The 13808-nt window shown below is 41.0% G+C and carries 12 protein-coding genes and 3 tRNA genes; 9 read left to right on the top strand and 6 right to left on the bottom strand.

Going from position 1 to position 13808, the window contains the following annotated elements:
* Nucleotides 1-140 precede the first annotated feature (140 nt).
* The 3 genes from queF to xni all read left to right on the top strand — a co-directional run bounded on the left by queF (nt 141) and on the right by xni (nt 3272).
* Nucleotides 141-986 (top strand): NADPH-dependent 7-cyano-7-deazaguanine reductase QueF, encoded by an 846-nt coding sequence (gene queF, locus PR761_RS12745; RefSeq protein ID WP_006814058.1) that lies wholly within the window; start codon nt 141-143, stop codon nt 984-986.
* Nucleotides 987-1088: 102 nt separating this feature from the next.
* The gene (gene ppnN / locus PR761_RS12740) at nt 1089-2456 is read left to right on the top strand and encodes a nucleotide 5'-monophosphate nucleosidase PpnN (protein WP_039854705.1); all 1368 of its coding nucleotides are present in this window, start codon (nt 1089-1091) and stop codon (nt 2454-2456) included.
* 48 nt (nt 2457-2504) lie between these two features.
* Nucleotides 2505-3272, top strand: a complete 768-nt coding sequence (gene xni / locus PR761_RS12735; protein WP_006814060.1) for a flap endonuclease Xni — start codon at nt 2505-2507, stop codon at nt 3270-3272.
* Nucleotides 3273-3318: 46 nt separating this feature from the next.
* Here the strand turns inward: xni and rlmM are convergent, their stop codons facing one another.
* The 3 genes from rlmM to PR761_RS12720 are packed head-to-tail and all read right to left on the bottom strand — an operon-like array spanning nt 3319 to nt 5779.
* Nucleotides 3319-4422, bottom strand: coding sequence for a 23S rRNA (cytidine(2498)-2'-O)-methyltransferase RlmM (gene rlmM / locus PR761_RS12730; protein WP_112837315.1), 1104 nt, complete (start codon nt 4420-4422; stop codon nt 3319-3321).
* Nucleotides 4415-4810 carry a DUF423 domain-containing protein gene (locus tag PR761_RS12725; RefSeq protein WP_039854706.1) on the bottom strand — a complete coding sequence of 132 codons (396 nt, stop codon included), beginning with the start codon at nt 4808-4810 and terminating at the stop codon, nt 4415-4417. Before PR761_RS12725 ends, rlmM begins: the two co-directional genes overlap by 8 nt.
* Nucleotides 4811-4837: 27 nt before the next feature.
* Nucleotides 4838-5779: a transcriptional regulator GcvA gene (locus tag PR761_RS12720; protein ID WP_006814063.1), complete on the bottom strand. Its 942-nt coding sequence runs from the start codon at nt 5777-5779 to the stop codon at nt 4838-4840.
* A 640-nt stretch (nt 5780-6419) separates the two neighbouring features.
* On the opposite strand from PR761_RS12720, the gene csdA reads away from it, so the two are divergent.
* Nucleotides 6420-7625 (top strand): cysteine desulfurase CsdA, encoded by a 1206-nt coding sequence (gene csdA / locus PR761_RS12715; RefSeq protein ID WP_006814064.1) that lies wholly within the window; start codon nt 6420-6422, stop codon nt 7623-7625.
* Between the two features lie 11 nt (nt 7626-7636).
* Nucleotides 7637-8095: a cysteine desulfurase sulfur acceptor subunit CsdE gene (csdE, locus tag PR761_RS12710; RefSeq protein ID WP_006814065.1), complete on the top strand. Its 459-nt coding sequence runs from the start codon at nt 7637-7639 to the stop codon at nt 8093-8095.
* A 33-nt stretch (nt 8096-8128) separates the two neighbouring features.
* On the opposite strand, the gene tcdA is transcribed toward csdE, so the two are convergent.
* Both tcdA and mltA read right to left on the bottom strand, forming a co-directional pair.
* Nucleotides 8129-8941: a tRNA cyclic N6-threonylcarbamoyladenosine(37) synthase TcdA gene (gene tcdA / locus PR761_RS12705; RefSeq protein WP_006814066.1), complete on the bottom strand. Its 813-nt coding sequence runs from the start codon at nt 8939-8941 to the stop codon at nt 8129-8131.
* 30 nt (nt 8942-8971) lie between these two features.
* The gene (gene mltA / locus PR761_RS12700; protein WP_006814067.1) at nt 8972-10063 is read right to left on the bottom strand and encodes a murein transglycosylase A; all 1092 of its coding nucleotides are present in this window, start codon (nt 10061-10063) and stop codon (nt 8972-8974) included.
* A 225-nt stretch (nt 10064-10288) separates the two neighbouring features.
* Between mltA and PR761_RS12695 the strand changes: the two genes are divergently transcribed.
* The 3 genes from PR761_RS12695 to PR761_RS12685 all read left to right on the top strand — a co-directional run bounded on the left by PR761_RS12695 (nt 10289) and on the right by PR761_RS12685 (nt 10639).
* Nucleotides 10289-10365: transfer RNA gene (locus PR761_RS12695), tRNA-Met, on the top strand.
* Between the two features lie 92 nt (nt 10366-10457).
* Nucleotides 10458-10534: transfer RNA gene (locus PR761_RS12690), tRNA-Met, on the top strand.
* 28 nt (nt 10535-10562) lie between these two features.
* Nucleotides 10563-10639: transfer RNA gene (locus tag PR761_RS12685), tRNA-Met, on the top strand.
* 157 nt (nt 10640-10796) lie between these two features.
* Here PR761_RS12685 and amiC read toward each other — a convergent pair.
* Nucleotides 10797-12050, bottom strand: a complete 1254-nt coding sequence (amiC, locus tag PR761_RS12680) for an N-acetylmuramoyl-L-alanine amidase AmiC (protein WP_006814069.1) — start codon at nt 12048-12050, stop codon at nt 10797-10799.
* 393 nt (nt 12051-12443) lie between these two features.
* On the opposite strand from amiC, the gene argA reads away from it, so the two are divergent.
* Nucleotides 12444-13784 carry an amino-acid N-acetyltransferase gene (gene argA, locus PR761_RS12675; protein ID WP_039854708.1) on the top strand — a complete coding sequence of 447 codons (1341 nt, stop codon included), beginning with the start codon at nt 12444-12446 and terminating at the stop codon, nt 13782-13784.
* The last annotated feature ends 24 nt before the right edge of the window (nt 13785-13808 follow it).

Below are 13808 nucleotides of genomic sequence, written 5' to 3'. Positions count from 1 at the left end.
TAACGTTATTTAAACCAATTTAAATTGGCAGACGTCAATATTATCGATAAGTGGTATTATGACAGAAGTTTCAAGGCGAATAAAATGCGCACAATTTTTTAGTTTTCAGAAAAAATATCGTCTGAAAGATAAGGACCTTTATGCCACACTACCAAAACAATCCGGCTCTCGATAATTTAACCCTTGGGAAAAAAACAGCTTACCACGATCAATATGATGCAAGCCTATTACAAGCCGTTCCTCGTAGCTTGAATCGTGATCCCTTGGATATTCATGCAAATGCACTCCCATTCCATGGCGCCGATATTTGGACTTTATATGAGTTGTCATGGCTAAATCATCGTGGAGTTCCACAGGTTGCGATTGGTTCGGTGAGTATTGATGCAACAAGTGAAAACTTAGTGGAATCGAAAAGTTTTAAGCTGTACCTCAACAGTTTCAATCAGACTCGTTTTGAAACGTGGGAAAATGTGCGAAGCGTTTTGCAAAATGACTTAAGCTACTGTGCTAATGGTGGTGTTAAGGTTACACTTTATAAGCTCGATGATTTCACTCAGCAAAGCATTCATCAATTCCATGGAGAATGTATTGATGATCAAGATATTGATATCGATAACTATGAATTTAACCGCCAATATTTAGTCGATAGCACACAACCCTTATTGGTCGAAGAAACACTCGTCAGCCATTTATTGAAATCAAATTGCTTGATAACCAACCAGCCAGACTGGGGTTCTGTACAGATTCACTATCGCGGTTCAAAAATTAATCGTGAAGCTCTATTACGTTATCTTGTCTCATTTCGTCATCATAATGAATTTCATGAGCAATGTGTTGAGCGAATATTCAATGATATAACTGCGCTGTGTAATCCAGAAAAACTCAGTGTTTATGCACGCTATACACGACGAGGCGGCTTAGATATTAATCCATGGCGCAGTAATGAACAATTTACCCCTGATATGGGGCGTTTAGCACGGCAATAAGTACCTACTTAATTGAAAATTAGTGTAATTGAAGAAAATGCTTTTCAAACCATTTTTCATGTAATTCACACGTCAAGGCCCAATAGGGCAAAGGAGTGTTACTTGATTACTCATATTAGTCCATTAGGATCTATGGATCTCTTATCTCAGCTTGAAGTGGATATGCTGAAGCGGACCGCTAGCAGCCACTTATATCAGCTATATAGAAACTGCTCCTTAGCGGTTCTACATTCTGGTAGCTTAACGGATAGCAGCAAAGAGTTATTAGAGAAAAGCGCTGGCTTTGATATCAATATATTACGCAGAGAGCGTGGTATTAAGCTCGAGTTAATCAACCCACCGGAAAAAGCGTTTGTTGACGGAAAAATCATTCGTTCATTGCAAGCGAACTTATTCGCCGTTTTACGCGATATTTTATTTGTCCACGGGCAAATCAATACGGCTCAAAAACAGTTCCATCTTGACCTAGAAAACGGTATCCATCTCACCAATATGATCTTCTCCATACTGCGTAATGCCCGCGCACTGCACATTGATGAAGATCCAAATATGATCGTTTGCTGGGGTGGACACTCCATCAATGAAACCGAATATTTGTACGGTCGCAAAGTGGGTAATGAGCTAGGGTTACGAGAACTCAATATCTGTACAGGCTGTGGCCCCGGAGCGATGGAAGCCCCAATGAAAGGCGCCGCAGTAGGCCACGCTCAACAACGTTATAAAGACAGCCGTTTTATTGGTTTAACTGAGCCATCTATTATCGCTGCTGAGCCACCTAACCCATTGGTTAATGAACTCATTATCATGCCTGACATTGAAAAACGTCTTGAAGCGTTTGTCAGGTTAGCTCACGGAATTATTATTTTTCCGGGTGGTGTGGGGACTGCGGAAGAATTACTGTATCTATTAGGCATTATGATGGATCCAGAAAACAGCGAGCAAGTATTACCGCTGGTTCTCACGGGACCAAAAGAGAGTGCGGAATACTTCACTGTTCTGGATGATTTTATTCGCCATACTTTAGGCGATGAAGCTTGCCAACATTACCAAATCATTATCGATGACCCGCAAGAAGTTGCTCGAGTCATGAAAAAAGGCATGTCTGCGGTAAAAGAAAACCGTCGAAATACCGGTGATGCCTATAGCTTCAACTGGTCGATTAAAATTGCCCATGACTTACAGCATCCATTTGAACCTACCCATGAAAATATGGCATCCTTGAGCCTACATCCAGGCCAAGCACCAGAGAAACTGGCATCTGATTTACGTCGTGCATTCTCTGGAATTGTTGCTGGTAACGTGAAAGAAGTCGGTATGAAAGCGATAGAAAAACAGGGTCCGTTCAAAATTCATGGCGATAGCGATATTATGAAGCGTATGGATATTCTCCTTCAAGGCTTTGTAAAACAGCATCGAATGAAGCTGCCGGGCGGAACTGCATACGAACCTTGCTATGAAATCGTGAAATAATGACTCTCTCGCGCCAAGGATGGCGCGTCAGAAGGCCTAACGGTATTTATGATCCACTTATTAATTATTGACGCATTGAATCTAATTCGACGTATCCACGCGGTTCAAGGTAGCCCCTGTGGAGAAACGTGTTTATCCGCAATTTCTCAGCTAATCACTCATACAGATGCCACCCATATTGTGGCCGTTTTCGATGAGGATGGCAGGCATCATAGTTGGCGTCATGAAAAATTGCCTGACTACAAAGCGGGTCGCCAACCCATGCCAGAAGAATTACAAACTGAGCTTCCCTCGTTAGTCTCCCAATTTGAAGAAAATGGTATTCACTGCTGGCAATCAGAAGGTGATGAAGCAGACGATTTGGCCGCTACGCTAGCAAAACGGATAGCCAGTGCGGGTCATACGGTAACCATCGTTTCCACCGATAAAGGTTATTGCCAGCTACTTTCACCCAACCTACGTATTCGTGATTATTTTCAAAAACGTTGGCTTGATGTGCCGTTTATTGAAAATGAATTTGGTGTAAAGCCGGAACAACTACCAGATTATTGGGGACTTGCAGGGATCAGTAGCAGTAAAGTTCCTGGTGTTGCAGGAATTGGTGCGAAAAGTGCCACAACGCTACTTCAGCGATTTCAGAATATTGAGAATCTGTATGCTAACTTTGATTCACTTGAAGAAAAATGGCAGAAAAAACTCGCTAACAATCAGGAAATCGCGATGATTTGCCGGGATATTGCAACATTGAAAACCGATATTATTCTTAAAGGTAACCTAAACCAGCTACGCTACCAAGAAGCTAAACCCTCGAAATAAAAAAGTCACTTCATCGTGAAGTGACTTTTTATCTTTGTTTGATTAATTAGTAAAACTCACGAGCCATCGGGTTAGCAGACCATACCCGCTGCACATGTACGGTGATTTCTTCACGGTCATGATACAGCTGCTTAGCTTGAATCAATACGTTAATACCATTTTCTTTCAACTGGGTCCTCATTTTTTCGAAAATATGAGTGACCTCTTCATAGCGCTTTTTCATCGGTAATTTCAGATTGAAAATAGTTTCACGACACCAGCCTTCCTGTAGCCATTGCGTCATTAATGCTGCAACCTTAGCTGGTTTTTCAACCATATCGCAGACTAACCACGTAATATTTTGCGATGTTGGTTGATACTTAAAACCATCAACACGATGATGTTTTACTTGCCCTGTATCCATCAAGCTTTCTGCCATCGGGCCATTATCCACAGCGTCGACCATCATGCTACGTTTGACTAATTGGTAAGTCCATCCCCCCGGACAGGCGCCTAAATCTACCGCTTTCATTCCACTAGCTAAACGCTCATCCCATTCTTCATAAGGGATAAATACATGGAAAGCTTCTTCTAATTTCAATGTTGAACGGCTTGGTGCATCCGATGGGAATTTCAGTCGCGGGATCCCCATATAAAACATAGAACTATTGTTTGAATAAGAATAACCGGTGTAGCAACAACCCGGTGCAATAAAAAACACATGCACAATTGGGCGTTTAAAATTCTCTTTTGCCAATAACACTTTTTCTTTACGTAATGCATTACGCAGAGGAACTGTAAATTTACGGCAGAATTTCATTAACTCTTTGGATTCATTCGTATCCGCAACTTCTACGCGAAGATCACCCGCTCTCTCAACTTGTTGTTTGAGAATATTCACTATTGGAGTAATACGATCTTCAGGTGGCAGATCCTTGAGTAAGTCTCCCACAACAAACATTTGGCGAGCAAAAATCAGTTCACGAAACGGCAGAGTACGAGCTAGTCGATCGGCATCTTCGGCTTGATAGCATTCGAAAATCACATACCCACTGTTCTCTTTTACACGGGCAAAACCAAAAACTTCCCTCTGCCCTGCTTTATCTGTAATTTCTGCTGCACACTCTTTTTCAAAGCCCGGGCGGCAATACAGTGCAATTTTATTACTCATTGCGTGACGCCAATTTCCTTAGACGCATAGCGCCAATAACCACTAAAAGCCAGCCAATCAGGAAACACACGCCTCCTATTGGCGTAAAATATGAAAAGTATTTTACCTGCAATAAGGCCATACAATAAAGGCTTCCACTAAAAAGAAGTATCCCTACGGAGAAAAAGACTCCCGACCAATAGAACCACAGAATAACTTTACGTAATAAAACTGCGCTCAATACCATCAAAACGACAGTATGAAACATTTGATATCGTAGACCTGTTTCAATCCACGCCATTTGGTGCTCACTCATAATTGGCGCAAGCGCATGAGAGCCAATAGCACCAAAAGCAACGGCAAAAAAACCGCTAATCCCTGCAAAAATTAACATCAAACGACTATTCACGATAGCACCTTAGTTTTGATTGTTTAACTATTCGATAAGCGGTAAATCTTGATCATTGGTAATAAAACCTAACTTTTCTTGTTCACTCGCTGCTTGCGCTAGGATCCATTGACGAAATGCCGCTATCTTCCCTATCTCTGCCTGATTCTCTTGGCAGACTAAATAAAATGCATTTTTACTAACTAATACTTCACTAAATGGGCAAACTAAACGACCAGCATCAATCTCATTTTTTGCCATTACATTATTGGCCAACGCAACACCTTGCCCATGGACAGCCGCTTGGATCACCATCGCACTGTGACTAAAAATAGGACCTTGCTGCACATTCACCACATTTTGAATATCTAATTGCTTAACATAGGCTTGCCAATCTCGACGGGATGAATCATGGAGCAACGTATGTTTCGCTAAATCTTCTGGGATCTTGAGCTGTTTTTCTCCAGTTAACAATGTTGGTGAACAAACTGGCATTAAATACTCGGCATATAGCCGGTCAGTTCGTAGACCTGACCAATTACCTTTTCCATAGAAAATAGCGACATCAACATCATCAGCTAACTTATCTTCTTCACGATCTACCGCTTGGATTCGCACATCTATGCCGGGAAAAGCTTGATTAAAGCCCGAAAGGCGAGGCACCAACCATTGTATAGCGAAACTGGGAGATAAGCTCACAGTGAGTGCGCCTTTAGCACTACGTGCTTGAAGCTTTCTCGTCGCCTCATTTAAAGAAGAAAAAATTTCTTTAATATCGAGGTAATAACTCTGCCCTTCTTCGGTCAGTAATAATGAACGATTACGCCGACGAAATAATTTCAACCCGAGGAAATCTTCCAAACTTTTTATTTGGTGACTGACAGCCGCTTGCGTAACAAACAGTTCATCTGCCGCTTTAGTAAAACTTAGATGACGAGCGGCGGCATCAAATACTCTCAGAGCATTTAAGGGCGGTAATCTTTTAGACATAATCAGTTCTACTTGGCTTCGCTATATGCATTAGTTTTTTTCATCCGAAGCATTATAAATTGTCCATTGAGGATACGCTAGTAAATACCTATAGTATGCGCACTTCCTAAGCCGGAACGAAAAGTTGCAGAGTTTAGTTACTTTGAAACTTTTGGCTTTGTGGTTGTGATGTTGTGTTTGCAAGTTGTCTGGATAAACCAGGCTTTGTAGCGATTGCTACTGTTTTTTTCACTTCCTGTACATTTACCCTGTCTGTCCATAGTGATTTTATAGTGCACCGCCTAAGCGCGGTGCTTTTTTTATTGTTCTTCTATAAAACCCACAAAATCAAAGATAAATAATATTTATTTCATCGTAATAAGAATAACTTCATATTTAAACGCCATCTTAAATTAAATTTATTCATTAGTCTAAAAAACAACGTTCAATACTAAAGCAGTAATCGATGACACACCGTTTGCAATTATTCTAAAACTTACGTCACACATTAAAAATCAAGTGTAACAAAATATTTCAAAAAATGGATAAAAGAATGACGTTTTTTATCGCATTCTACTTATTCCGCATTTTCCGTTATGATTAAGCCTTAAATAAGCCCATTTTTACCTCGTTGAATAGGTAACAACATAGAATTAACACCATGGATAATTTTAGCGCTCCACAATTTCGCCAACAATTTCCTGCGATAAATTCAGAAACGATATTCCTTGATAGCGCAGCAACCGCACTCAAGCCGTTGGAGATGATAAATGCCACCAATGATTACTATCGACTGTCGGGCAGCTCCGTTTATCGAGGGCAATCCCCCGAGTCACTGAAAATCACCCGCAACTATGAACAAGGGCGCTTATCTGTCGCGAAACTGATCCATGCAATGGATGAAAAGAACATCATTTGGACGCGAGGGGCTACCGAATCGATCAATCTGATTGCGCAGAGTTATTTCCGTAACAAGCTTCAGCCCGGTGATGAAATTATTGTCAGTGAAATAGAGCACCATTCAAATCTATTGCCTTGGATGATCTTGGCTCAGCAAACGGGAGCGAAGCTCGTAAAATGGGCTGTAAATACTGATTTAACTCTCGATCTTGCTACACTTAAATCTTGCTTAAATGCGAATAGCAAAATTATTGCTATTACCCAAATGTCCAATGTCACTGGATATCAACCTGATATTAAAGCCATAACTCAGTTGGCTCATAATGTCGGGGCTAAAGTCGTTGTCGATGGAGCTCAAGGTGTTGTCCACCACCCGCTTAATGTCACAGCGACTGATATTGATTTCTATGTATTTTCTGCTCATAAACTCTATGGTCCAACAGGACTAGGAGTCTGCTATGGAAAAGCTGAACATCTTGAACAAATGACGCCATGGCACGGCGGCGGAAAAATGTTAAACAAAGTCAATTTCGACGGTTTCACACCTGCGCCGATTCCACAACGTTTTGAGGCCGGAACACCCAATATCGCAGGAGTCATAGCCTTCTCTGCAGTTTTAGATTGGTTAAAAACTCAAGACCTAGCCCAAGCAGAAACTTATACTTGCTCGCTAATTAGTTATGCGCGTGAGCAACTAGCCCTGTTCGATGGGTTGATTTGCTACAGTGCCCCACAATCGCCGCTATTATCTTTTAATTTTCAAGATATCCATCATAGTGATTTAGGTCTTTTCTTGACCGAACAAAAAATTGCTCTACGCTATGGGCAACACTGTGCACAACCATTAATGGATTCACTGAAAATAAGCGGTTGCTTACGGATCTCCGCGATGCCTTACAATAATAAACAAGATATTGATAAGTTTATTAATTCAGTAAAATTTGCACTGTCGATTTTAAATGATTAAAAGGAAATCTAATGACTTTGTCTAGACATGAACTGGCTTCTCATCCCTTTGGCACAGAGATTGTCACACATGAAATTGTTGAACAGTTTTCCAAACAAAAAGCTTGGGAAGAAAAATATCGTCTATTAATCCAGTTAGCGAAACAGTTGCCAACATTAACGGATGAAGAGAAACAACAAACTCAAGAAGTTCAAGGTTGTGAAAACCGAGTATGGATTGGCGCACTTCTCAATGATGATGATACTTTTCACTTTTATGGTGACAGTGAAGGACGTGTAGTAAAAGGCTTATTTGCTATCTTGTTAACCGCGATCGAACATAAGAATGCCGAGCAAATATTAACAACTGATTTTGATGATATTTTTAACCAGACTGGTTTATCAGGACAGCTTAGCGAGTCACGCCAGAATGGTATTCAAGCGTTGATCGCCGCGATAAAAAATATCGCGAGTGAAATGACCCCTGCCTAATGATATTTGAGGCTACCTCGTAGCCTCAATAACCTATTTTTGAGCCTCACGCTGAGCTTTAGCAATCATTTTTTTCAATGCATGAGATACAGCAATAAAACCAAAGCTAGCAGTAACCATCGTCACCGCCCCAAACCCTGAAGCACAATCCATACGTTTAGAGCCATCTGCGGTACTTTTTGCCGCACAAACTGTGCCATCACTCTGCGGGTAAACCAATTGCTCAGTCGAGAATACACAATCAATTCCTAGCTTACCCTTGCCATTTTTAACGACATTAAAATCTGACTTTAATCTTTCGCGCAATTTTGCGGCTAAAGGATCTTGAACAGTCTTAGCCAAATCTACAACTTGGATCTGTGTTGGGTCAATTTGCCCACCAGCACCACCGGTTGTCACAACAGGAATTTTAAAACGTCGACAATAAGCCAATAGAGCCGCTTTCGGTCTAACACTGTCGATAGCATCAATGACGTAATTAAACCCTTTGGAGAGGTATTCAGAAACATTATCGACGGTAATAAAATCATCGATAACATTCACCTGACATTCGGGGTTAATATCCAAAATACGATTCTTCATCACATCAACTTTAGGCTGCCCTACGGTTGATTTCAGAGCGTGAAGTTGTCGATTAGTATTAGTGACACAAATGTCATCCATATCTATCAGAGTGATAGAGCCAATACCTGAACGAGCTAACGCTTCCGCAGCCCAGACGCCTACACCACCAACACCAATGACACAAACGTGAGAACGAGCAAATAACTGGAGAGCTTGTTGCCCATATAAACGCCCAATACCAGCAAATCGCTGCATCCACGCGTCAGAAAGTTGAGTTTGCATAATGACAAACGACCTTAGTTAAAACAGTAACTACAACGAACTAAAAACAGGTTGGCTCTTTTTCAACACCCACACGCGTCCATAGTGGTTATAAAAACCCGCCATTTTTCCCGCTTCATGCCCTGTTCCGTGATAAATATCGAAATGATGCCCTTTAATTGCACCACCAACATCAAGTGCCACCATCATACGCATTTCATATTGGCCCGTAAATTTTCCGTTATTATCCAATACTGGGATTTCAGCTAATAATGCAGTGCCTGGTGGGATCAATGTTTTATCCGATGCGACTGAGGCTTTAGCAATTAATGGTACTGCACTCGCGCCACGTACCGGTACAAAAGATTGCGGATTAAAGAAAACGAATGAAGGATTGGATTCTAATAACTCACGAACTTCTTGTTCACTGTGGGAATTTGTCCAATCATGGATCGCTTGTAGAGACATTTTCTCTAACGGGACTTCGCCACGATCAACTAACACTTTACCTATGCTTTTATAAGCATGACCATTTTTTCCGGCATAACCAAAAAAGTTTAGCGGGCTACCATCACCAAAATCTACATAGCCACTGCCCTGAACTTCCATCATGAAGTTATCAACTGCAGAATTACTATAAGCTAGTATGTGTTTTTTACTTAACGCACCATTATAGATTTGCGCTCGACTCGGTAAACGTTTTTTACCTTTCGGTGGCATCCCGTAAAGTGGATGGCGGAACTCCCCTTGTGGTGAACGGCGAGCTTCGATAACTGGCGTGTAATATCCCGTAAATTGAACGTTACCGTAGTTATCCATTCCTTCCATTTGGAAAGCCGATAAATTAAAGCGTGATAACTGAGCCGGATCGCCCCCCGCCATCAACCAATTTTCTATCGCATGATAAGTGTCATTATTACTATTGAATAAACGTGGTGATGAATTTTTAATTTCCGTCACTTGGCGATTAAAGTCAGGAGTATTAATAGGCCTCCCTTGTACATTAACTTGACTCACTGGCTGTAAGTCACTAACCAATTTACCATCTTTATACTGCTGCCCTTTATCTGTTGGATGAGATTGACAACCAACTAAAAAACTCAAAAAGACGCCTGCAATTAACCCTTTCTGCCATGAATTCATCTTTACCACCTAACTCATATCCGATATGAAGCGCACAATAGCAAACCCAAATTGAGAATGAAACGTGTAAAAATATTTAGTGGGGCTATTTTTACTTTTCACCCTCACCGAGAATAAAAAATCAACATTTTGTCTATTTTTCATCCTCCAAGTAATGAAAAATGAAAAAAAAACACGAAAAAACTTGCATCAGATCTCATCCCGAGTATAGTGCCCGCTATCGGACGCGGGGTGGAGCAGCTTGGTAGCTCGTCGGGCTCATAACCCGAAGGTCGTTGGTTCAAATCCAGCCCCCGCAACCAATTTTTGATTTAGTCATTTCTTGATTTAGTCAATGTAGTTTCGGTAGTAAAATCAAAATGTAGTTTATTAAAGTAGTAAAAAATATTTCAGGCGCGGGATGGAGCAGCTTGGTAGCTCGTCGGGCTCATAACCCGAAGGTCGTTGGTTCAAATCCAGCTCCCGCAACCAATTTCCTGGTATATTTTAACCTTTCAGTCGCGGGGTGGAGCAGCTTGGTAGCTCGTCGGGCTCATAACCCGAAGGTCGTTGGTTCAAATCCAGCCCCCGCAACCAATTCTTAGTTGTATTCTTTCTTACCTATTCCTTTAAAGCTTCAATTCGTTTTCTACTCTTTCAATTTCCAACAAATTACTTTTTATCAATACGTTACTTTTTTGCTAATAAAAAAGGCGGCGCACATTGCTGCTCACCACCTTCTTTAATTTATTAATTATTTATTACGGATTGCTAACTCGCCACCATTGCGGAAATAGGCTTTAATTCCTTGGAAAATTGACTCTGCCATTTGCTGTTGGAATTTAGCAGTCTTTAACTTACGCTCTTCTTCCAAGTTACTAATAAAGGCAGTCTCCACCAAAATAGACGGAATTTCAGGGGCTTTTAATACTGCGAACCCAGCCTGATCAACCCGATTCTTATGCAGTCTATTTACTTTCCCCATACGTTTAAGGACTTCATCCCCAAACTTCAAACTGTCATTGATTGTCGCTGTTTGCACCAGATCTAACATGGTATGGTCGAGATAAACATCGCCGCTTTTACTCACCCCACCGATTAAGTCAGCTTCGTTCTGGGTTTGTGCAAGATAACGTGCCGTATTACTGGTGGCACCTTTTGTCGACAACGCAAACACCGATGAACCATTTGCTGAGCGGTTAGTAAAAGCATCCGCATGAATCGATACAAAAAGGTCTGCCTGCATTTTTCTGGCTTTTGCTACCCGCACTTTCAATGGAATAAATACATCCTCATTACGTGTCATATAAGCACGCATTTTTGGATCTTTATCAATCAATGCTTTCAATCGACGGGCAATTTGTAAGACTACGTCTTTTTCGCGTGTCTTATATTTACCAATTGCACCGGGATCTTCACCGCCATGACCAGGGTCAATCATGATAATGATCGGTCGGTCAGTCCCTGCTTTACCCGGTTTTTTCGCCTGAGCAGGCATACTCTCTTCTAAATCCCCTTTATTGTAATCCTCAAGCAATGCCAATAAAGGATCATCGTTGGTTTCTACCCCTTTACCCGGATAAAAATCAATGACCAAACGATGTTTAAATTCTGAGACGGGAGCAATAGTAAAGAATCGAGGGCTAACCTTATTCTTTACTTCAAAAACTAAACGTACTGTTTTCGGATCAAATTGCCCAACCCGAACTAATTTTAAGTAAGGGTCACGAGACTGAATCTGGCTTCCCATATTTTTTAGTACGTTATTTAACTGTACGCCTTCCAAGTCAACGACAATGCGCTCAGGATTATTCAGCACGAATTGGCGATACTTTAAAGGGACGCTCGATTCGAGTGTAATACGGGTATAACTCGAGGCTGGCCAAATGCGCACGGCAATAATGCTGCTACTCGCAGCAAAACCGAATGGGCTGACACTCAGCAGCATAACCGCAGCCGCACCTTGTAATAGGCGGCGTTTTGATGGGCTGTGATCTTGATGACTCATCAATAATTCCGAATCTAAACCTGAAAAGTTAAATATAAATTAAGACAAGAGATAATATCTTAGCGATTAATTCGCACTCTATCTAGTTCTTCATGCTTTGTCATTACCAAACTATTATTTATATGTCGGAATGCTGATCTTATTTCAGCAATATAAATGACGTCATACTGCAATCCAAATAGACTAATTATGCTCACTAATTGAATAGCATTGATTGGCAACCATCTGATATACAGATTGAATTGTTTTTATTATAGACATTTATATATAGAGATATGTAAATATTAAAAATAAATTTGTTACTTTTCTTGTCTCATCTTTTACTTGATATTTACCGCCAAAAAGAATAAAAATACAGTAATAGCGAATAAAAATTCAATTAAGAGGGTAATTATGAAAGAGCGCAGCACCGAGTTGGTTGATGAATTTCGCCATTCGGTACCCTATATAAACGCCCACCGCGGTAAAACATTTATTATTATGTTGGGTGGTGAAGCAATCGAACATGAGAATTTTCCAAGTATTGTCAATGACATAGGCTTATTACATAGCTTAGGAATTCGTATTGTCGTTGTTTATGGTGCTCGACCTCAAATAGAAGGTATTCTCGCAGAACATAATTATGAAGCTATTTATCATAAACATACGCGCGTTACCGATGCGAATACCCTTGAATATGTGAAACAAGCCTCTGGCGCCTTACAACTGGACATCACCGCTCGTTTATCGATGAGTTTAGGAAATACACCGCTGCAAGGTGCCCATATTAATGTGGTCAGTGGTAACTTTGTAATTGCCCAGCCTCTAGGTGTCGATGATGGAATTGATTATTGCCATAGTGGCCGTATCCGCCGCATTAATGAAGATGCGATTAACGCGCAATTGGATAATGGCTCAATCGTCCTAATTGGTCCTGTTGCAGTATCAGTGACTGGTGAGAGTTTCAATCTGACATCCGAAGAAATTGCCACACAGCTAGCCGTAAAAATCAAAGCTGAAAAACTTATCGGGTTTTGTTCTTCTCAGGGAGTCGCTGATAAAAACGGCAATATTTTATCTGAATTATTCCCAAATGAAGCCGAAGCTCGTATCCAAGAGTTAGAGTCTGAAGGGGATTATTATTCTGGTACTGTACGTTTTTTACGTGGCGCAGCAACAGCCTGCCGCCGTGGTGTACGCCGCAGCCATCTATTGAGTTATCAAGAAAATGGCTCATTAATCCAAGAACTGTTTTCTCGTGATGGTATCGGAACACAAATCGTCATGGAAAGTTCAGAGAAAACCCGTCGTGCCAATATTAATGATATTGGGGGGATTTTGGAGCTTATCAGGCCATTAGAACAGCAAGGTATTTTAGTCCGCCGCTCTCGCGAACAACTCGAAATGGAGATTGATAAATTTACCATTATTGAGCGAGATAACTTAGTGATAGCCTGCGCAGCACTTTACCCTTATCCTGACGAAAAATTAGGAGAGATGGCATGTGTAGCCGTGCACCCAGACTACCGAAGCTCTTCCCGTGGTGAGGAACTACTTAACCGAGTAGCGGCACAAGCCAAACAATTAGATCTGGATAAATTATTTGTCCTAACGACTCGCAGTATTCATTGGTTCCAAGAGCGTGGTTTTATGCCTGCCGAAATTGAAATGCTACCAATGAAAAAACAGGCTCTGTATAACTATCAACGTAAGTCTAAGATTTTGATGTTAAATATTAAAACTCACGTCGCTTAAGCTACAGATAAAAACCCATGAATG

Source organism: Providencia sp. PROV210, assembly GCF_028479445.1.
GTDB lineage: Bacteria > Pseudomonadota > Gammaproteobacteria > Enterobacterales > Enterobacteriaceae > Providencia > Providencia rustigianii.
Note: the sequence above shows the minus strand (reverse complement) of the source record. Positions and strands in the feature narration are given on the sequence as shown.

Excerpts from the sequence above, each read along its gene's own strand:
- queF (WP_006814058.1), top strand. The coding sequence starts at position 141 with ATGCCACACTACCAAAACAATCCGGCTCTCGATAATTTAACCCTTGGG.
- xni (WP_006814060.1), top strand. The coding sequence starts at position 2,505 with ATGATCCACTTATTAATTATTGACGCATTGAATCTAATTCGACGTATC.
- rlmM (WP_112837315.1), bottom strand. The coding sequence starts at position 4,422 with ATGAGTAATAAAATTGCACTGTATTGCCGCCCGGGCTTTGAAAAAGAG.
- PR761_RS12720 (WP_006814063.1), bottom strand. The coding sequence starts at position 5,779 with ATGTCTAAAAGATTACCGCCCTTAAATGCTCTGAGAGTATTTGATGCC.
- csdA (WP_006814064.1), top strand. The coding sequence starts at position 6,420 with ATGGATAATTTTAGCGCTCCACAATTTCGCCAACAATTTCCTGCGATA.
- csdE (WP_006814065.1), top strand. The coding sequence starts at position 7,637 with ATGACTTTGTCTAGACATGAACTGGCTTCTCATCCCTTTGGCACAGAG.
- tcdA (WP_006814066.1), bottom strand. The coding sequence starts at position 8,941 with ATGCAAACTCAACTTTCTGACGCGTGGATGCAGCGATTTGCTGGTATT.
- mltA (WP_006814067.1), bottom strand. The coding sequence starts at position 10,063 with ATGAATTCATGGCAGAAAGGGTTAATTGCAGGCGTCTTTTTGAGTTTT.
- amiC (WP_006814069.1), bottom strand. The coding sequence starts at position 12,050 with ATGAGTCATCAAGATCACAGCCCATCAAAACGCCGCCTATTACAAGGT.
- argA (WP_039854708.1), top strand. The coding sequence starts at position 12,444 with ATGAAAGAGCGCAGCACCGAGTTGGTTGATGAATTTCGCCATTCGGTA.